General features: G+C 64.1%; 24 protein-coding genes, 1 pseudogene and 1 riboswitch. Of the genes and pseudogenes, 13 read left to right on the top strand and 12 right to left on the bottom strand.

Going from position 1 to position 23,571, the window contains the following annotated elements:
• Positions 1-15 precede the first annotated feature (15 nt).
• The gene (locus WH303_RS19785) at positions 16-1,914 is read right to left on the bottom strand and encodes a TonB-dependent receptor domain-containing protein (RefSeq protein WP_445228314.1); all 1,899 of its coding nucleotides are present in this window, start codon (positions 1,912-1,914) and stop codon (positions 16-18) included.
• 84 nt (positions 1,915-1,998) lie between these two features.
• Positions 1,999-2,243: riboswitch (cobalamin riboswitch) on the bottom strand.
• 39 nt (positions 2,244-2,282) lie between these two features.
• Between WH303_RS19785 and WH303_RS19780 the strand changes: the two genes are divergently transcribed.
• The 3 genes from WH303_RS19780 (at position 2,283) to WH303_RS19770 (ending at position 4,186) form a co-directional block, all read left to right on the top strand.
• A complete protein-coding gene (locus WH303_RS19780; protein ID WP_021027064.1) occupies positions 2,283-2,498 on the top strand; it encodes a hypothetical protein in 216 nt (71 codons plus the stop codon).
• Positions 2,498-2,917, top strand: coding sequence for a cell division protein ZapA (locus WH303_RS19775; protein WP_312988141.1), 420 nt, complete (start codon positions 2,498-2,500; stop codon positions 2,915-2,917). The genes WH303_RS19780 and WH303_RS19775 overlap by 1 nt, the downstream gene beginning before the upstream one ends.
• Positions 2,918-3,364: 447 nt before the next feature.
• The gene (locus WH303_RS19770) at positions 3,365-4,186 is read left to right on the top strand and encodes a sulfite exporter TauE/SafE family protein (RefSeq protein WP_339520557.1); all 822 of its coding nucleotides are present in this window, start codon (positions 3,365-3,367) and stop codon (positions 4,184-4,186) included.
• Between the two features lie 16 nt (positions 4,187-4,202).
• Here the strand turns inward: WH303_RS19770 and hemN are convergent, their stop codons facing one another.
• Positions 4,203-5,585, bottom strand: coding sequence for an oxygen-independent coproporphyrinogen III oxidase (gene hemN / locus WH303_RS19765; protein ID WP_021027066.1), 1,383 nt, complete (start codon positions 5,583-5,585; stop codon positions 4,203-4,205).
• A 150-nt stretch (positions 5,586-5,735) separates the two neighbouring features.
• Here hemN and fnr point away from each other — a divergent pair, with 150 nt between their 5' ends.
• Both fnr and WH303_RS19755 read left to right on the top strand, forming a co-directional pair.
• A complete protein-coding gene (gene fnr / locus WH303_RS19760) occupies positions 5,736-6,458 on the top strand; it encodes a fumarate/nitrate reduction transcriptional regulator Fnr (protein ID WP_021027067.1) in 723 nt (240 codons plus the stop codon).
• A 155-nt stretch (positions 6,459-6,613) separates the two neighbouring features.
• Complete coding sequence (locus WH303_RS19755) at positions 6,614-7,057, top strand: universal stress protein (protein ID WP_021027068.1); 444 nt, start codon at positions 6,614-6,616, stop codon at positions 7,055-7,057.
• A 110-nt stretch (positions 7,058-7,167) separates the two neighbouring features.
• Here WH303_RS19755 and WH303_RS19750 read toward each other — a convergent pair whose 3' ends face one another.
• From WH303_RS19750 to lgt, 7 genes are all read right to left on the bottom strand, one after another.
• Entirely contained in the window at positions 7,168-8,724 is a 1,557-nt protein-coding gene (locus WH303_RS19750) for a malonate--CoA ligase (protein ID WP_021027069.1), read from the bottom strand.
• A 66-nt stretch (positions 8,725-8,790) separates the two neighbouring features.
• Positions 8,791-9,582, bottom strand: coding sequence for an enoyl-CoA hydratase/isomerase family protein (locus WH303_RS19745; protein WP_339520686.1), 792 nt, complete (start codon positions 9,580-9,582; stop codon positions 8,791-8,793).
• Positions 9,583-9,598: 16 nt separating this feature from the next.
• The gene (locus tag WH303_RS19740) at positions 9,599-10,615 is read right to left on the bottom strand and encodes a Bug family tripartite tricarboxylate transporter substrate binding protein (RefSeq protein WP_445228139.1); all 1,017 of its coding nucleotides are present in this window, start codon (positions 10,613-10,615) and stop codon (positions 9,599-9,601) included.
• Positions 10,616-10,809: 194 nt separating this feature from the next.
• Positions 10,810-12,288 carry a malonyl-CoA decarboxylase gene (locus tag WH303_RS19735; RefSeq protein WP_339520554.1) on the bottom strand — a complete coding sequence of 493 codons (1,479 nt, stop codon included), beginning with the start codon at positions 12,286-12,288 and terminating at the stop codon, positions 10,810-10,812.
• A complete protein-coding gene (locus tag WH303_RS19730; RefSeq protein WP_339520552.1) occupies positions 12,285-12,953 on the bottom strand; it encodes a GntR family transcriptional regulator in 669 nt (222 codons plus the stop codon). Before WH303_RS19730 ends, WH303_RS19735 begins: the two co-directional genes overlap by 4 nt.
• Before the next feature lie 313 nt (positions 12,954-13,266).
• Positions 13,267-14,055, bottom strand: coding sequence for a transporter substrate-binding domain-containing protein (locus WH303_RS19725; protein ID WP_339520550.1), 789 nt, complete (start codon positions 14,053-14,055; stop codon positions 13,267-13,269).
• A gap of 102 nt (positions 14,056-14,157) precedes the next feature.
• Positions 14,158-14,988: a prolipoprotein diacylglyceryl transferase gene (lgt, locus tag WH303_RS19720; protein WP_027010942.1), complete on the bottom strand. Its 831-nt coding sequence runs from the start codon at positions 14,986-14,988 to the stop codon at positions 14,158-14,160.
• Between the two features lie 274 nt (positions 14,989-15,262).
• Between lgt and dapA the strand changes: the two genes are divergently transcribed.
• Complete coding sequence (dapA, locus tag WH303_RS19715) at positions 15,263-16,159, top strand: 4-hydroxy-tetrahydrodipicolinate synthase (protein WP_339520549.1); 897 nt, start codon at positions 15,263-15,265, stop codon at positions 16,157-16,159.
• A gap of 38 nt (positions 16,160-16,197) precedes the next feature.
• Entirely contained in the window at positions 16,198-17,304 is a 1,107-nt protein-coding gene (bamC, locus tag WH303_RS19710) for an outer membrane protein assembly factor BamC (protein WP_116925991.1), read from the top strand.
• 440 nt (positions 17,305-17,744) lie between these two features.
• On the opposite strand, the pseudogene WH303_RS23770 reads toward bamC, so the two are convergent.
• The 3 genes and pseudogenes from WH303_RS23770 to WH303_RS19695 all read right to left on the bottom strand — a co-directional run.
• A pseudogene (locus tag WH303_RS23770) lies at positions 17,745-17,958 on the bottom strand (hypothetical protein); the annotation flags it as partial.
• A 200-nt stretch (positions 17,959-18,158) separates the two neighbouring features.
• Complete coding sequence (locus WH303_RS19700; RefSeq protein ID WP_339520547.1) at positions 18,159-18,683, bottom strand: hypothetical protein; 525 nt, start codon at positions 18,681-18,683, stop codon at positions 18,159-18,161.
• Positions 18,683-19,831 (bottom strand): cupin domain-containing protein, encoded by a 1,149-nt coding sequence (locus tag WH303_RS19695; protein WP_339520545.1) that lies wholly within the window; start codon positions 19,829-19,831, stop codon positions 18,683-18,685. The genes WH303_RS19700 and WH303_RS19695 overlap by 1 nt, the downstream gene beginning before the upstream one ends.
• Positions 19,832-19,884: 53 nt before the next feature.
• On the opposite strand from WH303_RS19695, the gene WH303_RS19690 reads away from it, so the two are divergent.
• The 6 genes from WH303_RS19690 to WH303_RS19665 all read left to right on the top strand — a co-directional run bounded on the left by WH303_RS19690 (position 19,885) and on the right by WH303_RS19665 (position 23,536).
• Entirely contained in the window at positions 19,885-20,409 is a 525-nt protein-coding gene (locus tag WH303_RS19690) for an FKBP-type peptidyl-prolyl cis-trans isomerase (RefSeq protein ID WP_021027081.1), read from the top strand.
• Between the two features lie 135 nt (positions 20,410-20,544).
• Positions 20,545-21,105 (top strand): GbsR/MarR family transcriptional regulator, encoded by a 561-nt coding sequence (locus WH303_RS19685; protein ID WP_021027082.1) that lies wholly within the window; start codon positions 20,545-20,547, stop codon positions 21,103-21,105.
• Positions 21,106-21,192: 87 nt separating this feature from the next.
• On the top strand, positions 21,193-21,684 hold the full coding sequence (locus WH303_RS19680) for a thiol-disulfide oxidoreductase DCC family protein (RefSeq protein ID WP_043340161.1): 492 nt from the start codon (positions 21,193-21,195) through the stop codon (positions 21,682-21,684).
• Between the two features lie 42 nt (positions 21,685-21,726).
• A complete protein-coding gene (locus WH303_RS19675) occupies positions 21,727-22,656 on the top strand; it encodes an NAD-dependent epimerase/dehydratase family protein (RefSeq protein ID WP_339520541.1) in 930 nt (309 codons plus the stop codon).
• On the top strand, positions 22,653-23,060 hold the full coding sequence (locus WH303_RS19670) for a DoxX-like family protein (protein ID WP_339520539.1): 408 nt from the start codon (positions 22,653-22,655) through the stop codon (positions 23,058-23,060). The genes WH303_RS19675 and WH303_RS19670 overlap by 4 nt, the downstream gene beginning before the upstream one ends.
• On the top strand, positions 23,060-23,536 hold the full coding sequence (locus tag WH303_RS19665) for a DUF2269 family protein (RefSeq protein WP_339520538.1): 477 nt from the start codon (positions 23,060-23,062) through the stop codon (positions 23,534-23,536). Before WH303_RS19670 ends, WH303_RS19665 begins: the two co-directional genes overlap by 1 nt.
• Positions 23,537-23,571 lie beyond the last annotated feature (35 nt).

The raw sequence follows: 23,571 nt of genomic DNA, 5'->3' as shown, positions 1-23,571 counted from the left end.
TTATCCCCTCTGCGCTCAGCGCGGCATCCACTTCACACCCACATACACGCTGCGCCCTTCGGTGGCATAGGTGCGTGCGGTCTGGTAGCGCTTGTCCGCCAGGTTGTTGATCCGGGCGATCAGGTTCACATCCTTGACGATCTCGGTCTGCGCCGACAGGTTGAACAAGGTGTAGCCGCCCAGCACGTTGGTGTTGGCGGCATTGTCAAAGCGCTTGGCGCTGGTCTGCAGGTCGGCAGCCCAGGTCCAACCGGCGGCACGGGTCTCGGCGCCCAGGGTGGCATAGCGCTTGGCGCGGCGCGCCAGCAGCTTGTCGTTTTCGGTATCGCGCGGGTTCTGGAAGTCGACCGAGCCGTGCAGGTTGAAGGCGCCCAGCTTGGTCGTGGCCGCCAGGGTAATGCCTTCCAGGCGTGCCTTGCCCACATTGGCATAGCAGCCAAATTCGCTGTCGCAGCTGCCGGGCGACGAGAAGTTGATCAGGTTGGTGACCCGGTTGCGGTAGGCCGTGGCCGAGAAGCTATCGGCACCCTGCGCCCAGCGCAGGCCCAGCTCGGCATTGCGGCTTTTCTCGGGCTGCAAGGATGCGTCGCCGTATTCGCTAAAGCGCTGGTAGAGCGTGGGCGCGCGGAAGGCCGTGCCCACGGTCGCGGTGGCGCGCCAGTTGGTTGCAAAGGCGTAGCCATAGGCGGCGCTGCCGGTGGTCTTGCCGCCAAACTCGCTGTCGTCATCCCGGCGCAGGTTCAGCTGCACGGTGTGCGGGCCGGTGTTCAGGCCATAGCCCAGCGCCAGCGCATTCTGGTGGCGGTCGCGGTCAATGCCGCCATTGGTCAGTGCGTCGTCACGCCGCTCCAGCGCGGCCGTCAAGGTGTGGACGCCCAGGCGCCAGGTATTTTGGAACAGGTAGTTGTGCAGGCGCGTGTCCGTCTGGTAGGGCGAGGGCCGGGTCTCGTAATAGTCGCGCGACTGGCTGAACTGCAGCTTGGTGCTGTAGTGCTCGGTCCACTGCGCCTGCCAGTTCAGGCCCAGCGCATACATCTTGTTGAGGCTGCGGTCGTCCTCGGTCAGGCTGCTGTCATAGCCCGAGTTCACATCGCTGGCCAGCAAGGTGGCTTCGAGCCGGTGCTGGCGGTTGATCTGGTAGCCCAGGCGGCCGCTGACGGCATTGCTGCGGTAGTCGTCCTTGTCCGGGTTGGCAGTGGCCACGGTGCGGGCGTTGAAGCCATCGGTCTGCGAGCGGTTCAGGCCCAGCGCGTAATCCCAGCCCTCGGCACTGCCGGAGATGCCGGCCTCGGCCGTGAACGTGCCCCGGTTGCCAAAGCCCAGGCCCACATAGGGCTGGGGCACGCCCTCACCTTTCTTGGTGAAGATCTGCACCACGCCGCCCATTGCGTCCGAGCCGTAGACGGCAGCGGCCGGGCCACGCAGCACTTCGATGCGGTCGATCAGCGCCAGCGGAATCGACTGCCAGGAGGCGCCGCCGGTCGATTGCGAATCCATGCGCACGCCGTCGACATAGACGGCGGTAAAGCGTGAATCGGCGCCGCGCATGAACACGCTGGTCGTCGTGCCCGGCCCGCCGTTGCGAGAAATCTGGATGCCCGGCACGCGCGCGAGCACATCGGCCACGCTGCCCGGGCCCTGGCGCTCGATGGTCTGCGCATCGATGATGGACATATCGGCCACCAGGTCGGACAGCGGCTGCTCGATGCGGTTGGCGGTCACCACCATCTCTTGCAGGTTCTTACCCTCTGTTTCCTGGGCGGCTGGAGCCTGCTGCGCCTGAGCTTGCAGCGCCAACAGGGGCAACGCCGATGCGATGGCCAAGGCAAAAAAACGGGGGGTATGGAGGGTGCCCGAGCGGGGCGCAAGCGCGGGACGCGCGCAGCGGCGTGTCGAAAAAGCAGAGGAAAACATGCACTGAGTTGGTGATGAACCACCCCGCGCCAGCCTCCCCGCCGGCAATGGGGAACACGGAAGCCGCGGCAAGGCCTCAGCCGCGCGCCTCCACTATTGTTGGCCGGTATCCGGGCTGGCGATGACACAGCACACGCCTTCCCAAACACTTGTTCAAGGTATTCAGTGGCATAGTGGTGGCTGTGGATGGCGCAAAAGCCAACCATCGCTTACCGTTGCGGGGGCAGCGCAGGTTGCGTAAGGCTTGTAGGGCACAAGCAGCGCTCCTGCTTCCCGTTGAACTGCCCCCATGTGAACCACTGGGGCGAGCACCAACGGGTACAATTTTAGCGTTAAACCCATTGCGCACTTAAGAAGACTGTCTCTCTATGGCCACTACGCCTTCTATGGATCTGATGCTTGAGCGGGTGGAGGCACTGCTGAGCCGTCATGAGGCTTTGCAACGCGCCCACGCCCAATTGCAAGAGCAAGTCACCACCCTGACCCAGGAGCGCGACTCCCTCCAATCGCGCCTGACAGCGGCCCGCGCCCGCGTGGATGCACTGATCGAACGCCTGCCCAAGACCTTTGACCAGGACGAATGATGAAACAGCTGGAAGTACACATCATGCAGCAAAGCTATATGCTGGGCTGCCCCGAAGGCCAGGAAGCACGTCTGCTGGCCGCCGTCAAGCATGTCGATGAGGCCATGAGCGGTATCCGCGACGCGGGCAAGATCCGTGGCCGCGAGCGCATCGCCGTGCTGGCGGCCCTCAATGTCGCCTTTGATCTGCTGGATTTACAGGTGCAAAACAGCCAGCTCAGCCAGACCGCCGACGCGCTGCAGGCGCAAGCCGCGGCCCAGTCTGCCGCGATGGCCGAGGCCCAGGCCCAGCCCGCCACCGGTGACCAGGCCAGCCTGGACTGGGACGAGCCCCGCCTGCAGTCGGTGATGCAGCGGCTGGACGCGGCGCTGGCGCCCGCCCCTGCCAAGGCCGCCGAAACCCTGGACACCAGCGCCTGAGGCTGGGCGGCAAGCAGGCGCCAACACCAGATTGCGGCGCCATGCAATGCCTCCTGCCAAAATATCAGCTTGGCGCTTTCTCAATCTAGCTAGCCAGCTATCTTTTTTGACCAATCCAGGCACATTGACATGCAGTTTTGGTGGGTGCAGCAGGCGCGAGCGATTACAATGGAGGCGTTCGCAGCCCTGCTGGACTTTATAGTTCCTTGAACCAATGCTCTACGAGCACGGGCTTGGTACATCACCTATTGAGCGTGATCGTCTCGCGTCAGATGAACCCAACGATAGGTTGCCCTTGCCCACCTGAACCCCCGGTTCAGGATGACGGTCCAGTGGATCCGCTGCGAACACCTGATTTTTTCGGGCAGGCTGCCCAACCTGTCTTCTCCTCTCCGCGACAGCGGGGTTTCAGGCCACCTGTTTCAGGTGGCCTTTTTACTGCGCGCCATGACTGATCCTCTTGTTTTGCTGCCGCTGTCGTTTCTGGACCTGATCGGCGGATTTCTGGCGGGCCTGCTGGGCATTGGCGGCGGCATGGTGCTGGTGCCCTTCATCACCTACATCCTGGGCAGCCAGGGGGTGGCGCCCGAGCTGGCGATCAAGATGGCGATTGCCACCTCGATGGCGACCATCGTCTTCACCTCGATGTCCAGCGTGCGCGCCCACCACCAGCATGGCGCCGTGCGCTGGGACCTTGTCAAACGCCTGGCCCCCGGCATTGTGCTGGGCGGCCTGCTGGCCAGCCTGGGCATTTTTGCGGTGCTCAAGGGCAGTTACCTGGGTTTGTTTTTTGGCCTGTTCATTGGTTACTCGGCACTGCGCATGTTCCGCAAGCCCAACAGCAAGGCCATGCGCGCCATGCCGGGCACGGCCGGCCAGGTGGCCGCTGGCGGCGTGATCGGCTGCCTCTCGGGCCTGGTGGGCGCCGGTGGCGCCTTTATCAGCGTGCCTTTTATGACCTGGTGCAGCGTGCCGATGCACAACGCGGTCGCCACCAGCTCGGCGCTGGGTTTTCCAATTGCGGTCACCAATGTCATCGGCTTCATGGTGGCCGGCCTGCACCTGCAGGGGCTGCCGCCGCATTCGCTGGGCTATATCTGGCTGCCCGGCCTGGCCGCCATTGCCACCTGCAGCGTGCTGACGGCGCCGCTGGGCGCCCGTGCCGCGCACCGCCTGCCGGTGGGCCAGCTCAAGAAGATCTTTGGCGGCATCTTGCTGTGTCTGGCCGCGTACATGCTCTACAAGAGCCTGGCGGCCTGGCAGGGCTGAGACCTGCCACAGCGGGCTAGATAATCCGCGAGAAGCGCGCCCGGTTGCGGTCGGCCTGCAGGTTCTTGTCGAACACCATGGCCACGCCGCGCACAAAGTACCAGCCCAGCTCGGTCACATTGATCGCCTCGTCGCTCAGCTGCACCAGGCCCTGGTCCTGCAGCTCGCGCAGCTGGGCCAGCTCGGCGGCAAAGTACTGGGCAAAATCAATCAGCCAGGCCTGCTCCAGCGACTCAATCGCCAGACTCCCCTGGCACATCAGGCCCATGATCACCGCGCGGCGCAGCAGGTCATCGCGCGTCAATGCCAGGCCCCGCACCACGGGGATCTGACCCTGGTCGATCAGGTCGTAGTACTCCTCCAGGGTCTTGGCATTTTGGCTGTAGGTCGCGCCAATGCGGCCGATGGCCGACACGCCCAGCGCCAGCAGATCGCAATCGGGCTGGGTGCTGTAGCCCTGAAAGTTGCGGTGCAGGCGCCCTTGGCGCTTGGCCACCGCCAAGGCATCGTCGGGCAAGGCGAAATGGTCCATGCCCACATACACATAACCGGCGCCTTCCAGCGCGGCCAGGGCCTGGGCCAGCATGGCGAGCTTGTCGGCCGGGCTGGGCAGGTCCTGCGCCTGGATGCGGCGCTGGGGCTTGAAGCGCTCGGGCAGGTGCGCATAGGCATAGAGCGCAATGCGGTCGGGCCGCAGCGCATTGACCTGCTCCATCGTGCGCACAAAGCTGGCCGGGCTTTGTTGGGGCAAACCATAGATCAGATCGATATTGATAGATTCAAAGCCGATCTCACGCGCCTGCTCGACCAAGGCAAACACCTGGTCAGCGGGCTGCTCACGGTGCACAGCCTTTTGCACCAGTGGGTCAAAATCCTGCACGCCAAAGCTCAGCCGGTTAAAGCCCAGCTGGTAGAGATGCTGCAGGCGCTCGCGGCTCACGGTGCGCGGGTCCACCTCGATCGAGTACTCGCCACCGGGCTGCAGATGAAAACGCTGCTTGACCATGTCCATCAGGCGGCTGAGGCCGGCATCGGTCAAAAACGTGGGTGAGCCCCCACCCAGGTGCAGCTGGCTGATGGTGGGACGGGCGCTGACGTGGGCCAGTTGCAGGTCCAGCTCTCGCTCGAGGTAGTCCAGGTACTCGTCGGCCCGCTCGGCATGCTTGGTGATGATCTTGTTGCAGGCGCAGTAGTAGCACAGCGAGGCGCAGAACGGCACATGCACATACAAGGACAGCGGAGCGAGCCTGCCAGCCAGGCCGGTGCCGCGTTGCGCCAGCGCCTGCTTGTACTCATTCGCAGCAAAGGCTTCAACAAATCGGTCTGCGGTAGGATACGAGGTGTAACGGGGGCCGGGAACATCAAAACGGCGCAGCAGGTCGGGGGTCAGGGAAATCATGTGGCTTCTTCCTAGCGGACCCCCAATGTGCCCCAAGCTCTGCCACGCGTCCTTGATGTACATCAAGAACCCATTTGGCGCCTGCACGCACAATAGGCGCATACGAGGAACGCCGTTCCTACATGAATATTTGTTCACGGGTATTGATACATGACATCCAACTCCATCAAAGTGGTGTGCTCCAACTGCAATTTGCGCGAGCTGTGCATGCCCGTGGGACTGTCGGCCGAACAAATGGAGCGCATCGACGAGATCGTCGCCACGCGCCGCAAGATCAAGCGCGGCAGCGCGCTGTTCCGCAACGGTGAGACCTTCACCTCCCTCTATGCGATTCGCACCGGCTTTTTCAAGACCAGCATCGCCACCGAAGACGGGCGCGACCAGGTCACCGGCTTTCAGATGGCGGGTGAGATCATCGGGCTTGACGGCATCGTCAACGACCGCCATTCCTGCGACGCGATCGCGCTGGAAGACGCCGAAGTCTGCGTGATGCCCTACTCCTCGCTCGAAGACCTGTCGCGCGAAGTGACCGCCTTGCAGCACCATGTGCACAAGGTCATGAGCCGCGAGATCGTGCGCGAGCATGGCGTCATGCTGCTGCTGGGCAGCATGCGCGCCGAAGAGCGCCTGGCCGCCTTCTTGCTGAACCTGGTGCAGCGCCTGCATGCCCGGGGCTTTTCGCAGCATGAGCTGATCCTGCGCATGACACGCGAGGAAATCGGCAGCTACCTGGGCCTCAAGCTCGAGACCGTCAGCCGCACCTTCTCCAAGTTTGCCGAGGAGAACATCATCGAGGTCAAGCAGCGCCATGTGCGCATTCTGGACACCGACAAGCTCCAGGGCCTGATCAACACCCAGGCCTGCTCGGCCTAAGCTAAGCAGCTATTCCAAGTCGCCGCGTCAGCGGATACAAACGCGGTCTGATCCGACATCCGCTCAAGCCGCAAGCGGCGATGCTCTGTGTTGAATCCACGGCAAGGCTGGCCCCTGGTCGCCCTGCCCTACGTCTGACCTGAAAGGAGCCTGCCATGTACCAACATATCCTGCTTGCCACCGATGGCTCTGAGCTGTCCGAGAAGGCCGTGCGCCACGCCCTCGCGCTGGCCAAGCTGAGCCACGCCACGGTCACCGCCGTCAACATCTCGCCCAACTACCCGCGCAGCTACTTCGAGGGCAGCACCATGCAAAACCCCGATGACATTGCGCGCATCGAGGACGGCTGGGAACGCGCCGCCCAGGGCATTGTCGACAAGGTGGTGGCCGAAGGCGCTGCCACCGGCGTGCCCATCAAGACCCTGGTGATCAAGTCCGACATGATTGCCGAGGCGCTGCTGGAGACGGCGAAAAAGGAAAACTGCGACCTGATCGTCATGGCATCGCACGGCTACCGGGGCTTGAAGCGCCTGCTGCTGGGCAGCGAAACCCAGCATGTGCTGACCCATGCGACGATACCGGTGCTGGTGCTGCGCTGATCGCCACCTAAGCGCATCCGCCCAATAGCAAACCCTCGCCTGCGGCAGCTTCTTGGCTGCCACAGCGCGAGGGTTTTGTCATGGCGGCGCAGGCCGCCATCATGGGCGCATCAGCCCTTGAACAGGCCCTGGTACTGGTCGCGCAGCAGGTTCTTTTGCACCTTGCCCATGGTGTTGCGTGGCAGCTCGCCCACGACAAAGCAGCGCTTGGGAATCTTGAAGTTGGCCAGCTGCTTTTTCAAAGTCGCAATGATGCCCTCGGCATCGAGCTGCTGGCCCGCCTTGGCAATGACCACGGCCACACCCACTTCGCCAAAATCGGGGTGTGGCACGCCGACCAGCGCGCTTTCGGCCACGCCCGGCAGTTCGTTGATGAAGCCCTCGATCTCGGCCGGGTAGACGTTGTAGCCGCCGGAGATGATCAGGTCCTTGCTGCGGCCGACGATGGTCACATAGCCACGCGCATCAATCTTGCCCACGTCACCGGTCTTGAACCAGCCGTCGGCCGTGAACTCCTGCGCGGTCTTCTCGGGCATGCGCCAGTAGCCGCTGAACACATTGGGGCCTTGCACCTGGATATGACCGATCTCGTCGGCGCCCAGCGCCTGGCCGTCATCGCCCTGCACCCGCACGCCCACACCCGGCAGCGCAAAGCCCACCGTGCCGCCCCGGCGCTCATCCTGGCCGCCATGGCGGGCATCGGCCTGGTAGGGGTTGGAGACCAACATGATGGTCTCGCTCATGCCATAGCGCTCCAAAATCGTGTGGCCGGTACGGGTCTGCCAGTCGCGGAAGGTCTCGATCAGCAACGGCGCCGAGCCGGAGATGAACAAACGCATGTGCTGGGCCGCCGCCTTGGTCAGGCCCGGCTCGGCCAGCAGGCGCACATACAGGGTCGGCACGCCCATGAAGACGGTCGCCCGTGCCATCGCGGCAATCACCGCCTTGGGCTCGAACTTGGCAAACCAGACCATCTTGCTGCCATTGAGCAAGGCCGCATGGATCGCGACAAACAGGCCATGCACATGGAAGATCGGCAGCGCATGGATCAGCACATCGCCCTTTTTCCAGCCCCAGTAGTCCTTGAGCATCACTGCATTGCTCAGCAAGTTGCCGTGGCTGAGCATCGCACCCTTGCTGCGCCCGGTGGTGCCACTGGTGTAGAGAATGGCGGCCATGTCGTCGGCAGATTTCTGCGCGGGCGTGTGTGCATCGGCGCAGTGCACGGCGCGCTCCAGCAGCGTGCCGCTGCGGTCATCGCCCAAGGTGAACACGCTTTGCGTGCCGCACTGGAAGGCGATCTTGGAGACCCAGCCAAAATTGGCCGGCGAGCAAACCACGACGGCCGGCTCGGCATTGGTGACAAAGTACTCGATCTCGGCGCTTTGGTAGGCGGTGTTGAGCGGCAGAAACACATGGCCGGCGCGCAAGGTGGCCAGGTACAGCGCCATCGCTTCGACCGACTTTTCCACCTGCACCGCCACGCGGCTGCCGGAGGGAATGTTCAGCGAATCGAGCAGGTTGGCGATGCGCGCGCTCATGCGGTCCAGGTCGCGCCAGCTGTAGTTCAGCGGCTCACCGCTGGCCGAAGTGGTCTCCACGGCGATGGCATCGAGGTCCTCAGGAAAGGCCGCGCGCAGGGCGCAGAACAGGTTGTCGTTGGTCATGTTTGTCTACTTGGTTGGTGGTTTCCTTGGCGCCTGCGGTCTGGCCGGTGGCCAGCGCAGGCACGGTCAAAACTGGGCTGCTCTTTTGGCTACAAAGGCGGCAATGCCTTCGCGGTGTTCTGCCGAATCGGCATAGGCATAGGGCTGCTGCAGCACCGGGGCCTGGGCATCGCCTTCGGCCAGTGCGCGCAGCAGCTGCTTGGTCATGCGGGCGGCCTGGGGCGCCAGGCCGCAGATGCGGGCGACGCTGCGTTCCAGCTGGGCCTGCAGGTCTTGAGCGGGGTGGACCTGGCTCAAAAAGCCCGAGGCCAGCATCTGCTCGGCGCTAAAGACCGCTGCCTCCAGCAGCATCTGCCGCGTCTTGGCAGGCCCCACCTGGCTCAGCACCAGCGCCGCCTCCTTGTGCGCCATCGGAAAGCCCAGCTTGGCAATCGGCGCGCCAAACTGGGCAGTGTCGGCCGCCAGGCGGGTGTCGCAGCAGCTGGCCAGCTCCACGCCTGCGCCCATGCAGGCGCCGTCAATGGCAGCGACCAGGGGCACATCGCATTGCAGCATGGCGTTGAGCGCCGGCCAGACCTCGCCTTCGTGGAAGGCGGCCAGGCTCTCTGGAGCAAAGCGAAAGCCGGCGTACTCCGAGATATCGCCACCGGCACAAAAGGCCTCTCCCTCGCCTTGCAGCACGATGCAGCGCAGCCCGGGCTGGCGCTGCAGGTCCTCAAACACGCTGCGCAGCTGGCGCCACATGGCGCGCGACATGGCATTGCGCTTGCCCGCATGGTCCAGCACCACGCGCACGGCCTGCGCGCGGGATGCCTCCTCGCCCGCCACCCACGATTGCACACGAACCTGCCCCGCCATCATCTCGCTCCTCTTGTCATTCAATCTTCGCGCCCGAGGCCTTGACCACCTCGGCCCAGCGCTTGACCTCGTCGGCCACAAAGGCGGCAAACTGCGGCTGCGTCATGCTGCCATATTCCGCACCATTCTTGGCCCAGATGGCCTTGATTTCTTCCGACGCGCCCATGCGTTTGGCCTCTTCGAACATGCGCGCCTGCAGCTCGGGCGAGGTGCCCTTGATGGCCCAGAGGCCGTACCAGGTGGTCACGTTGTAATCGGGCAGGCCCACTTCGGCAGCGCAGGGCACATCGGGCAGCGAAGGGTTGCGCTGGCTGCCCGAGACCATCAGGCACTTGATGCGCCCGGCGGCGATATGCGCGGCCGACGAGCCCAGGCCGTCGAACAGCATGTCCACATTGCCGGCAATCAGGTCCTGCAGCGCCGGGCCCGCACCCTTGTAGGGCACATGCAGGATGTCGGTCTGGCTCTGGATCTTGAACAGCTCGCCGGCCAGGTGGTGGCTGGTGCCGGCACCGGCCGAGGCAAAGCTCATCTTGCCCGGGTTGGCCTTGAGCTGGGCCAGCAGCTGCTGCATATTGGCCGCCGTCACCCGCTTGGGGTTGACCACCAGCACCTGCGGCACGGTGGCGAGCAAGGCCAGCGGCACCAGGTCCTTCTGGATGTCGTAGTCGAGCTTGGGATAGACCGAGGGCGCAATCACATGGTGGGTGCCGCCCATGAAGAAATGGTAGCCATCTGAGGGCTGGCGCGCGGCAAAGCTGGCGCCCAGGGTGCCGCCTGCGCCGCCCTTGTTGTCGATCACCAGGGTCTTGCCCGAGATTTTCGAGAACTGCGAGGACAGCGGCCGCGCAAAGGCATCGGTACCCCCGCCTGCCGGAAAGGGCACCACCCAGGTCACCGGCTTGCTCGGCCAGTCGCGCGCTGCGGCCGCACTGGCCCAGCTCCAGGCGGGCAGCGCGCTGCCCGCCATGCCAGCGGCCAGGCCCAGCAGGGTTCGTCTTCTGGACGGGAACGGTGTATTGCTCTTGGTCATCTTGTCTCCTAACGGTTATTTTTAAAGATCCACGCACACCCGCCTGCGCGCGCCGACAGCAACACGCTGGCCCTGGGTGGTCAGCAAAGAATGCCTACCACCCAGGCTGCGGCCCTTATGGGGGCCTGCAGCTCTCTCCAGACCAGCGCAGCGCCCGGGGGCGCGATGCTGGCCTGCCATCCTCAAAAACAGGTTCAGACCTTGGCCAGCGCCTCGATGCCCGATGACATCGGAATCTTGCCCTGGGCGAGCGCATTGCGGTGCTTGTCCAGGCGCTTCAAGTCGTACAGGTAGTTCACCATCAAACCATAGGACTGCTTGATGCCCTTGGCCGAGGTATCACCCGCCCAGTTCAGGCGCTCGACGCGTGAGCCATTACCCAGGTGAAAGCGCGCGACCGGGTCCACCGGTTTGTCCTTGACCAGGCTCTTGCCCAGGTAGCGGGCAGCAGCATGCAGCAGCAGCTTGGCGGCCGCATCGCCCGCCTGCCACTGGCCCGGTTGCTCCAGCGCAGCCATCCAGTCGTCCACCGTGGGCTCGGCCTTGTCCAGTGCCTTGCCCAGCTCGGCGCGCAGGCGCTTGTCGGCGCCCTCCCAGACCTCGGCCGCGTTCTTGCTCAGCCAGCTGCGAAAACCCGGTATCGGTGACAAGGTGGCGAACTGGCGCAGCTTGGGAAACTCCTGCAGCAGCTGCTCGACCACGGTCTTGATCAGCGAATCGCCAAAACTCACGCCGCGCAGGCCCGTCTGGGTGTTGCTGATCGAGTAGAAGATCGCCGTGCTGGCCTTGTTCACATCGGCTGCAGCAGCGGCCTCGTCCAGCAGCGGCGCAATGCTGTCCGACATCTTGTCGACCAGGGCCACCTCGACAAAGATCAGCGGCTCGTTGGGCAGGCGCGGGTGGAAAAAGCCGTAGCAGCGGCGGTCGCTGTCGAGGCGGTTTTTCAGGTCCGTCCAGCTGCGGATGTCGTGCACCGCTTCGTACTTGATGAGTTTTTCGAGCAAGGACGCGGGCGAATCCCAGCTGAGGCTGCGCAGCTCCAGAAAGGCGATGTCAAACCAGGTCGAAAACAGGTATTCCAGATCGGCGTCCACGGCGACCAGCCATTCCTGGCTCTTGAGCTGGGGCAGCATCTGCGCGCGCAGATCGAGCAAGAAGCGCATGCCCTGCGCGGGCACCGCAAAGCGCTGGAACAGGCGCATGCGCGGCGTCTGCAAGGCCTTGCGCAGGTGGCGCTCGGCAGCGGCCATGCTGGCGGTGCCGATCGCGTCTTCGTAGCGCTGGCGGGCCTGGCCGATCTTGGCCACATCGGGCACAAACTGCTCGCACAGCAGGCGCCAGCAGTCCAGGCGCTGCTCGGGCTGGGCGGCGGCATACCACTGCATCACCGGCTCGGCCAGGCGCCCGCCTTCGGCATCGCTCACCTCGCTGGCGCCCACGGCCTGCAGGTCGGCCAGCAGGCGGCGCAGCTCGCGCGGCGACAGCGCCTCATTGCCCCGGCGCAAGGTGGCCTTGAGGCGCTCGGTGGTGCTGCGCTCGCCTTCGGCAGCGCTGCTGCTGCCCAGCTCGGTAGGAATGCCGACCGAGCGCAGCCAGGCCGCGCTTTTTTGCAGCCAGCTGTTGGCGGCGCTGTCCACCCCAGTGGCGGGCGAAGTTTCGGTAGCGGTGGTCATAAAGCAATCCTTGACAGTGAAAGGGGGGTCGTGCGCAGCAGGGCCTTGCGCTGCTGCAGCAAATGGTTGCGCATGGTCTGCTCGGCGGCATCGGCGTCGCCCGTCAGCATCACGGCATAGATATCGAGGTGTTCCTGCAAGCTGGCCTGCAGGCGGCCGGGCGCACGCAGCTGGTGCAGCCGTGCCAGGCGCAGAATGCGGCGCAGATCGGCAATGGCCTGGGCCAGCCAGCGGTTGTCGGCCAGGGTGATGAAGGCCTCATGGATCTGGTGGTTCATGCGGTAGTAGGCCGCGATGTCACCCGCCTCGGCGTAGTGGGCCAGCTGCTCGTGCATCACATCGAGCACGGCGCGGTCGGCGCTGCTGAGTTTCTTGGTGGCCTCGTAGGCGGCGCGCCCCTCCAAGAGCGCAATGACCGGAAAGATATCGTCCAGATCGCGCTCGGTCACGGTCTCGACAAAGCAGCCGCGCCGGGGCTCATGGCGCAGCAGCCCTTCGGAGACCAGCAGTTTGAGCGCTTCGCGCAGCGGTGTGCGCGAGACGGACAGCTGGTCGCACAGCGCCTTTTCATCCAGCAGTTCGCCTGCCGCCAAGGTGCCGGCAAAGATCAGGTCACGCACCTGGATCGCCACCGTGTCGTGCAAAGGCTGTCCGGCAACCGCCATCCGCTCACTCCTTTGGGAAAAATTCGCTCTGCACCGCCCGCCCCAGACTCCCACTTTGTCATTGGAATTGGCTTTGGCTTTGTCTCTTGCTCAGAGACCAGTCCAGCAGTGCAATGCTGTAATTATGAGAAATTACAGCGCATTTTGTCCCCCGTGTTAACACCCGGTTCATACCCCGCGACCACTGTTACCGGTGCAAACGCTTACCTTCCTCGGCTGCGGGCACAAAAAAAAGCAGGCACCGGTTGCACCAGGCCTGCTTGCGTCACGAGTGGGGGCCACGCCCCCACCCGTTGCGAACTGCGTTGCGTTCTCAGTCCTTGCCGTAAGGGTCAAAGTCAAAGTACTTGTCGGCGATCTGCTTGTAGCGGCCGTCCGCGCGGATGGCGGCAATCGCATCGTTGAGCGACTTCTTCAGCTCGGGCTGGCCCTTGCGCATCGCAATGCTGGCGCCTTCGCCAAAGATCTTCTTGTCCACCAAGGTGTCGCTGACAAACTCAAAGTTCTGGCCCTCGGGCTTTTTCAAAAAGCCGTAGGCGATCTCGACGCTGTCGGCGACCGAGCCGTCCAGGCGGCCGGAGTTGATGTCCAGGTAGACCGGGTCACGGCCGGGGTAGGAGACAACATCGGCGCCTGCGGGCTTGAGGTAGGTCAGCGCCCACTTCTCCTGGATGCTGGCCTTGAGCACGCCCATCTTCTTGCCCTTGAGCGACTCGGGGCCGGTGTACTTGAAGCCTTTGGGCATCACGATGCGCGCACCGGTGTGGTAGTACTTGTTGGTGAAGTCCACGACACGGGCGCGGTCCTCGTTCTTGGCCATCGAGCTGATGATCACGTCGTATTTCTTGGCCTGCAGACCGGGGATCATGCCGTCCCAGACCTGCTCGACAAACACGCATTTGCGCTGGATCTGGGCGCACAGCGCGTTGGCGATGTCGACGTCGAAACCGGCGGGCTGGCCCGTGGGCAGCTTGTAGGTAAAGGGCTCGTAGCTCAGGTCTACGGCGACTTTCAGATCGGGCAAGGCCTGCTGCGCAGACACCGCTGCACTGCCCAGCACGCACACACCGGCCACCAGGCCCAGCACCCATTTTTTGGTCATATCGTCTTCTCTCCGCTCAGGCAAAAAACAAAGCCGCTGTGCCAGAGAGTTCCGGCACAGCGGCTGGTCAGTATAGCCCTATAAATCCAGGGGATACGCGGTTCAGGCCGTCGTCAACACCGGCTGCTTGCGGCCCCGGCTCCAGAGGTAAATCCCCAGCAGCACCATCGGCAGGCTGAGCCACTGGCCCATGCTCAGGTTCAGCGACAGCAGGCCCAAAAAGTCATCGGGCTCGCGGAAATACTCGGCAATGAAGCGCAGCAGGCCGTAGCCAATCAGGAACACGCCAGCCACCTGGCCCTCGCCACGCGGCTTGCGCGAGTACAGCCACATGATGACGAACAGCAGCACGCCTTCGAGCAAGAACTGGTAGATCTGCGAGGGGTGGCGCGGCAGCATCGAGCCGCTTTGCGGAAACACCATGCCCCAGGGCAGATCGGGGCTGGAAAAGCGCCCCCAGAGCTCGCCATTGATGAAGTTGCCCACGCGGCCCGAGGCCAGGCCCAGCGGAATACAAGGCGCGACAAAGTCGGCCACCTGCAGCCAGGGCCGGCCCTTGAGCTTGGCAAACAGCACCATGGACACAATCACGCCCACCAGGCCGCCATGGAAGCTCATGCCGCCCTGCCAGACCGCCAGGATCTCCAGCGGGTTGCTGAGGTAGTAACCGGGTTTGTAGAACAGGCAGTAGCCCAGGCGGCCACCGACGATGACGCCCAGCACGCCATAGAACAGAATGTCCTCGACATCCTTGCGCAGCCAGCGCGTGGGCGTGGTGACCGAGGCAAAGGGCTGGTCCTTGAGGCGGCGTATGCCCAGGAACAAAAACAGGCCAAAGGCGACCAGATAGGTCAGTCCATACCAGTGCACAGCCAGCGGGCCGAGCTTGATGGCAATCGGGTCAAATTGGGGATACATCAGCATGGCAGGCATTGTGCCGCAGTTCACGGCGGGCAGCGCCATCCCCGGTGGGGCCACAGGACTTACCCGCGCCCATGCGCATTCAATTACACAATCGATATCAAGCAATCGCCCTCAAATTTACGTCAAATTAACCAAATAACCGATACAAAACATTCAAAATGACCAAACAATAAAGGCGTTTGCAATCAATATGACAGCGATTGCCGCTGGGCACGCTATACTGCCTGCGGCGGCGGCAGTCCAGCCACCGCTAGAATCTTCCATCCAGCTTTCATTCCACGCTATGACTTCCACCAGTGTTCCATTGACCGGTAGTATTGTTGCCCTGATCACCCCCCTGCTTGCCGATGGCAGCGTGGACTATGCAAGCCTGCGAAAACTGATTGACTGGCATATCGCCGAAGGCACCAACTGCATCGGCGTGGTGGGCACCACGGGCGAGTCGCCCACGGTCACCGTCGAAGAGCACATGGAGATCATCCGTGTCTCGGTCGAGCAGGCCAACAAGCGTGTTCCCATCATGGCCGGCTGTGGCGCCAACTCCACCCACGAAGCCATCACGCTGGCCAAGTACGCCAAGAGCGTGGGCGCGGACAGCCAGCTGCAGGTCGTGCCCTACTACAACAAGCCGACCCAGGAAGGCCAGTTCCAGCACTTCAAGGCGATTGCCGAAGCGGTGGGCGACCTGCCCATCTTCCTCTACAACGTTCCGGGCCGCAGCGTGGCCGACATGCAGCACGACACCGTGCTGCGCCTGGCCGAAGTGCCCGGCATCGTCGGCATCAAGGAAGCCACCGGCAACATCGAGCGCGCGCAGTGGCTGATCAAGGATGCGCCAGACGGCTTTGGCATCTACTCGGGTGATGACCCCACCGCCGTGGCCCTGATGCTGTGCGGCGGACACGGCAATGTCAGCGTCACGGCCAACGTCGCGCCACGCCTGATGAGCCAGCTATGCCAGGCGGCAATTGCCAAGGATGTTGGTCGGGCTATGGAAATTCAGAATAAACTGCTGCCGCTGCATAAAGCCCTCTTCTTGGAGGCCAACCCCATTCCGGTAAAGTGGGCGGCCAACAAGATGGGCCTGTGTGGCCCGACCCTGCGCCTGCCGATGACCGAGCTTTCCGCCGGTCTGCATGGCACGGTGGAAGCTGCAATGCGCGGAGCCTCCTTGCTCTAAAGCAACATCTGCGCGTTGCCTCTGTTAAGGATTTGAACGTGAATTCCCTCGCAAAACTCAGCGTGCTGAGCCTGTCTGTCACTTTGGCCGCTTGCGGTACCGGCAATATTCTCGAAGGCGACAAGATCGACTACAAGAGCGCCTCCAAAGGGCCAACGCTGGAAGTCCCCCCGGACCTGACCCAGCTGTCCAAGGACTCGCGCTATGTCGTGCCTGGCGGCACGGTCTCGGCTGCGGCCTACCAGGTGCAAAAGGATGCCGCCCCCAAGGGCACGGCCAACACCGCCGCGTCGCAGATTGGCGATGTGCAAATCGAGCGCGATGGCAACCAGCGCTGGCTGGTCATCGACCGCCCCGCAGACAAGGTCTGGGAGCCGGTCAAGGACTTCTGGCAGGAAAGCGGCTTTGCGCTGACCATCGAGCGCCCCGACATCGGCATCATGGAAACCGACTGGGCCGAGAACCGCGCCAAGCTGCCGCAGGATTTCATCCGCCGCTCCATTGGCAAGGTGTTTGACTCGATCTACTCGACCGGTGAGCAAGACAAGTTCCGCACCCGCATCGAGCGCCGCCCCGATGGCAAGACCGAAATCTATGTCAGCCACCGCGGCATGGAAGAGGTTTACTCCAACAAGGAAAAGGACAGCACCATCTGGCAGCCGCGCAAGGCCGATCCAGAGCTGGAAACCGAATTCCTGCGCCGCATCATGGTCAAGCTGGGCGTGAGCGAAGAGCAGTCCAAGGCGATTGCGGCTGCGCCACTGGCCCCTGTGAGCACCTCCAAGATCGCGACCGCGGCCGATGGCTCGCCGGTGCTGCAGGTCAGCGATCCATTTGACCGCACCTGGCGCCGTGTGGGCCTGGCGCTGGACCGCACCGGTTTCACCGTCGAGGACCGCGACCGCAGCCAGGGCGTGTACTTTGTGCGTTACATCGACCCGACCGATCTGAACAAGAAGCCCGATGGTTTCTTTGCCAAGATCTTCAACCGCAACCCCGATGCACCGGACCCGATCAAGTACCGCATCCAGGTCAAGAGCGAAGCCAACACCAGCAATGTCACCGTGCTCAACGAGAGCGGCAAGGCCGACACCTCGGCGAACGCCCAGCGCATTCTGAAGGTGCTGGCAGACGACATGAAGTGATGCACTGCGCGGCCTAACTTGGCCGTGTACCGCCCCCCCCCGAAGCCACTGCGCAGCCGCAGTGGCTTTTTTCATGGGCGCGGGCTTGGGGCACTAAGAACCTGTTCGAAAGGGCCTAGGGTGCAAAGGCACGCCCTTCCATCGGCCATCGGCCATCAGCACCCCCAGCGCCCAACAAAAAAGCCCGTGCAAAGCACGGGCTCGTTCAGGCAAGTCTGCAGCGCAGGCCCGGCATCCACCAGGCCAGCGGCTCAGCGCTTACTTGCTCACCGATTCCTTGGCAGCGGTAGCGGCGTTGGCAGCAGCGTCAGCAGCCGACTTGGCAGCGTCAGCGGCAGCAGCGCCTGCGTCCTTGGCGGCTTCAGCGGCATTGTGGGCAGCGTCCTTGGTCGCATCGACGGCATTGCCAGCAGCTTCCTTGGTAGCGTCTGCAGCCTTCGAAGCAGCAGCGCTGGCATCGGCAGCAGCGTCCTTGGCAGCATCAGCAGCAGCGTTGGCGGCGTCCTTGGCAGCTTCAACAGCAGGTGCGGGTGCAGGTGCTGGCGCTTCCACGGGCGCAGGTGCTGGTGCGGGCACAGCAGCTTCTTCCTTCTTGCCGCAAGCAGCCAGAGCAACAGCAGCCATCAACGATGCGATAACAAGGGATTTCTTCATTTGGATATTCCTAACGACGGTGGATTTTTGTGGAACGGGCCAGGGCAAACAGAACGCCCGGGCCAAGAGTGCGTAGCACAAAGTAATTAACGCCTCAGCGTCTGAAATGAATTATAGGGATTACCCGTGCTGGCTGACTATGCCAGGCGTATGTCTTTCGTTGCCGCGCAGCAACGAAAGACACGCTTGTCAACAATGACCTACAAACCCAGCACCGTCGCGGCAAAGTCCGGCGTGCTGGCCGAGCGCACCCACTCCTGCAATCGCTCGCCCAAGGGCACGATGGCGCTGCGCTCGGCACTGGCCACACCCACGCAGCGCGCCACATCCAGGCGCTGCACGGCCCACTGGGGCGACCACAGCGCGCTGGGGATCTGCGCCTCATCGCGGCTGAGCAGCCTGCGGCACTGCAGGCGGTGGTCCCAGGTCCTGCGCCATTGCACCCAGCGCGGGTGGCGCTGCACCAGGCGGTCAAAGCGGTGGGCCAGTACCGTCATCTGCCCGCCCTGGCGCGCCCAGTGGTGCAGCAGCTCCACCGCATCGGCGCTGCCCCAGGGCCAGTCGGCAAAATCCAGGTCGGCGACGATGACCTCGCGCCAGCCCTGCACAGCTGCCTGCTGCAGAAAATGCAGCACCTGCGCATCAAACGCAGCCCGGCCCTCAAAGCGGCCACTCAGGCCATCGGCGGGCTGCCATGCAGCGGGGGCTGGGCTGGCGCTGGCCATCACTGCGGCACCGCGTGGGCCCAGCCATCCTCGCACCACTGCGACAGCAGCTGCAAGGCATCGTCGCTGGCGCCGCTGATATCGCGCCGGTCCAGGTGGCGGCCATCGGCCAGCTTCTTCATCAGGCTGAAGTCGCGGCCTGCGGCGCGGTAGCTCTCGCCATTGATGAAGACATGGTGTTCGTCGTACACCATGCGGGTCTTGCGGTCCAGCGCCACGGCTTCGAGCATGGCGGGCGAATCCTCGGGCTCGAACCAGACATTGGCCTTGGGCTCGGTCAGCGCCTCGCCCAGCGCACGGGCCAGCGCCAGCGGCTCGGCCAGGCGCCTTTCGATCGCCGCGCGGGCAAAGTCCAGCATCGCAGGCGGTATCGCGCCAGGCGCCTGCACCGCCGCCTGCTTGGGGTCCTGGTAGATCGGCGAGCCGGCCTTGGCGTTGACCTCGTCCATCTCATCGCTCTCGGACATGCGCATCAGCAGCTCGCCGGCCAGCTCCTGCTGCGCCGGGGAGCGGAAACCGATCGAATAGGTCATGCACTCGCCTTCGGCCACGCCGTCGTGCGCATAGCGCGGCGGCAGGTAGAGCATGTCGCCGGGCTCGAGCACATACTCCTCTTGCGCTTCGAACTCGGCCAGGATCTTGAGCGGAATGCCGTCCTTCAGCGCCAGGTTCTTTTGCTTGCCGATGCGCCAGCGGCGCTTGCCATGGGCCTGCAGCAGGAACACGTCATAGCTGTCGAAATGCGGGCCCACGCCGCCGCCATCGCTGGCGTAACTCACCATCAGGTCATCGAGGCGCGCGGCCGGCACAAAGGCAAAGCGCTGCAGCAGCGCATGGGCGGCATCGCTGTGCAGATCCAGGCCCTGCAGCAGCAAGGTCCATTCCGGCGTCTTGAGCGAGGGGATGGCACGGCGGCTGAAGGGCCCGTGCTTGACCGTCCAGGCACCCGCCTTGTGCTGGATCAGGCGCGACTCCACGCCCTCTTCGCCGGCCAGCGCAAACAGCTCGCTGCGTGGCAGCGGCAGCTGCAGGTCTTTCCAGTCGCTGACGGCGCCGCGCACCAGCAGTGGTTTTTTCTGCCAGTAACGGCGCATGAACTGGGCCGGGGAGATGCCCCCCAGCAGAGGCAGTGCTTGTTCGATTTGCATGGCTTTCTCGGTAATCCTCTGGGCGCCCGGGCCCAAACTGCGACAATTGTCCTATGGAAATCATTGATCAATGCGTGGTCGCACTGACCTGGACGCTGAAAGACACTTTGGGCGAGACCCTGGATGTGCTCGACGAGCCCGTGGAATTCCTGGTCGGAGGCCAGGATCTGCTGGCGCGCGTGGAGCAGGCGCTGCAAGGCCATACCGTCGGTAGCCGCGTGCAGCTGCACCTGGAGCCCGAAGACGCCTTTGGCGATTACGACGAAGAAAAGGTCTTTTTGGAATCGCGCGCGCTGTTCCCGGCTGATCTGGAAGAAGGCATGACCATCGAAGGCCATGCCTTGCCCCAGGGTACCAACCCCGATGCGCCGCGCGACATGATCTACACCGTCACCGAGCTCTACCCCGAGCATGTGGTGCTGGACGGCAACCACCCGCTGGCCGGCATCGCCATTCGCCTGGACATCCAGGTGGCTGCCGTGCGCGAGGCGACCGAAGAAGAGATCGGCACGGGCACCTGCGGCACCGGCTTCTTCCGCGTGCAACCCCAGGCGCCAGGCAACAACCTGCTGCACTAAGCACGGCGCTGGCGGCATCTGCGACCAGGCGGCCAGCAAAACAACCCAAACCAAGGCCATCCATCCGCGATGGCCTTTTTATTGCATCTTTATTTCTGTCTTGACAGAAATAAATGAATCTCTAGAATCTAACCCATGCAAATGACCGACATCCAACAACAATTTGTGCTGCACTGGGGCGAGATGGGATCGCTGTGGGGCGTCAACCGCACGGTCTCGCAAATCCATGCGCTGCTGTTTGTGCTGGGCAAGCCGCTCAATGCCGAGCAACTGAGCGAGACCTTGAATGTGGCGCGCTCCAATGTCAGCAACAGCTTGAAGGAGCTGCAATCCTGGCAGCTGGTGCGGGTGACGCACGTGCTGGGCGACCGGCGCGACTATTTCGAGACCAGCGTCGATGTCTGGGAGTTGCTGCGCACCATCGTGCGGGAGCGCAAGGAGCGCGAGTTCGATCCCACCACCCGCCTGCTGCAGTCCTTGGTCAACAGCCCCGACTTTGCCCGCGAAAGCCCCGATGGCCAGGACCGCATCCTGGCGACCCTGGAGCTGATGCAAAAGCTGGGCGCCTGGAGCGACGAGATGCTACGCCTCTCGCCCGCCACCCTGGACAAGATCCTGACCCTGGGCGCGACCGTGCAGCGTTTTGTGCGCGGCAGTGCTGCGGCGCAGGAGCCCGAGGCGCTGAGCAAGCCCTGAGAACCCCATGGCCGTGCCCTGCAAGGAGAGCGGCCTTTTTTTGGCACCATTATTTCTGTTTTGACAGAAACATCGAAAGGAATGCATATGCTGAGCCGTGATACCGCCGACACCCGCTTCCCGCTGACCATCTACTACGACGCCAGCTGCCGCATGTGCAATGCCGAGATGCGCCATCTGATGCTGCGCAACCAGGCGGGCAAGCTCATCTTTATTGACGCCAGCAGCGCCGACCTGAGTGAGGCCCCGGCCGACAAGGCCGCGCTGATGCAGGCCATCCATGGCGTGGGCGCCGATGGCCAGATCTACATCGGGGTCGATTGCCTGACCCGCGCCTACCTGGGTGTGGGCTGGGCCTGGGTGCCCCGGCTGGCCGGGCTGCCGCTGGTGGCCGATGCGCTCGACAAGCTCTACCCGCTGCTCGCGCGCAACCGCTACCGCCTGCCACTGGCACCGATGGCCTGGGTGCTGGAGCAAGGCTTGCAATGCACCGTGCGGCGCCAGGCCCGGCAGGCTGCTGCACGCAGTGCGGCCTGTGCACGCGGCAGCGATGCCTGCGATATCGATCGGCCGCGCTAAACGCGCTGCAACCCTCAACGCCCTTGGCCACCAGGAGAGACCATGCACAGCCCCAACACCCCCCAGCCCACCGTCCTGCTCTGCGGCGGCCAGGGCTTTATCGGCCAGGCGCTGGCGCGCCAGCTGCGTGCCCAGGGCCTGCGCGTTATTGCCGCCAGCCGGCGCTCGCAACCGCCGCTGCAGTTTGGCAAGATACAGCAGCCTGCCGATTGGCTGCCCCATCTGCAAGGCGTGGACATGGTCATTAACGCCGTGGGCAGCCTACGCGACCAGCCGGGGCCCGACGGTGCCAGCCTGGAAGCCCTGCACCAGACCAGCCCGCAAGCGCTGTTCGAGGCCTGTGCCCAGGCAGGGGTGCGGCGCGTGATGCAGCTCTCGGCCCTGGGGGTGGAGGGCAACGACACCGACTACGCCCGCACCAAGCGTGCTGCCGATGCCCATTTGCTGGCCCTGACCGCGCAGGGCCAGCTCGATGGCATTGTTGTGCGGCCCAGCATCGTCATCGGCGCGCAAGGCGCCAGCACCCAGCTGTTCATGCGCCTGGCGCTGCTGCCGGTGCTGGTGCTGCCAGCGGTGATGCAGCAGCGCCTGATGCAGCCCGTCGCCGTTGATGAACTGGCCGAGGTGATGGTACGGTTGCTGCAGTCCCCCACCACCGGCATCGTGCCGCTGGGTGGGCCCCAGCGCCTCAGCATGGCGCAGATGATTGCCAGCCTGCGCCAGCAAGCGGGCCGCAGCCAGCCGCTGCAGCTGCGCCTGCCCGGCTGGGCCACCCAGGCCAGTGCACGGCTGGGCGATGCGGTGCCCAGCAGCCCCTGGTGCAGCGCCTCCTTGCAGCTGGCATCGCTGGACAACTGCTGCGACCCGGCGCCAATGGCCCAGTGGCTCGGGCGTGCGCCCACAGATCCGGCGCAGATGCTGGCCCTGATCCGCAACCCGGCAGCCACCCCATCGCCCGAAAGCTGCGCATGACCACCCCGCCGCGCGCTCAGCCCATGCACCCGCCCTTGCAGCTGTTGCGCCTGAGCCTGGTCGCCGTCTGGCTGTGGACGGCCGCCGCCAGCCTGCTGCAGTGGCAGGGCGAAAGCACCGCTTTGCTGGCGGCCGGCGGCATCACATCGCCCCAGATCCAGGCCTGGCTGATTGGCGCTGGCGTGGCGCTGGATCTGCTGCTGGGCCTGTGGCTGCTGTGCCGGCCCGGGCGTGCGGCCTATGCCGCTTCGTTGGCAGCCATGCTGGCGATGACCCTGGCCGCTACCGCCCTGCTGCCCAGTCTCTGGCTGCACCCGCTGGGCCCCTTGTCCAAGAACCTGCCGATTGCTGCTGCGCTCTGGTTGCTGTGGCAGAGCAGCCCCTGCGACGGAGGGAGTGAATGATGAACACCTATTTGCTGCTCAAAACCCTGCATATTCTGTCGAGCGTGCTGATGGTCGGCACCGGCTTTGGCTCGGCCTTCTATATGTTCTTTGCCAACCGCAGCGGCAATGTGGCGGCCCAGGCCGTGGTCAGCCGGCTGGTGGTGCGGGCCGATTGGTGGTTCACGACGCCGGCGGTCATCATTCAGCCGATCAGCGGCTGGGCGCTGATGGTGATGGCCGGCTGGCCCTGGCACACGCCCTGGCTGCTGCTGTCGATGGCACTGTATGTGCTGGCGGGCCTGTGCTGGCTGCCGGTGGTGGGCATGCAAATTCGCATGGCCCGCCTGGCTGCGAATGCCGACGCACAAGGCCAGCCGCTGCCCGACGAATACCGGCGCCTGGCCAGCCGCTGGGAGGCACTGGGCTACCCAGCCTTTGTGGCAATGCTGGGTGTGTATTACCTGATGGTCAACAAGCCCACGCTCTGGGGTTGAGTCACTAACACAGCCCTTGATACGTCGTTACCTGG

It is taken from the genome of Comamonas sp. MYb69, from assembly GCF_037479315.1.
Lineage (GTDB): Bacteria > Pseudomonadota > Gammaproteobacteria > Burkholderiales > Burkholderiaceae_C > Comamonas.
This window is presented reverse-complemented; position numbering and strand designations above follow the sequence as displayed.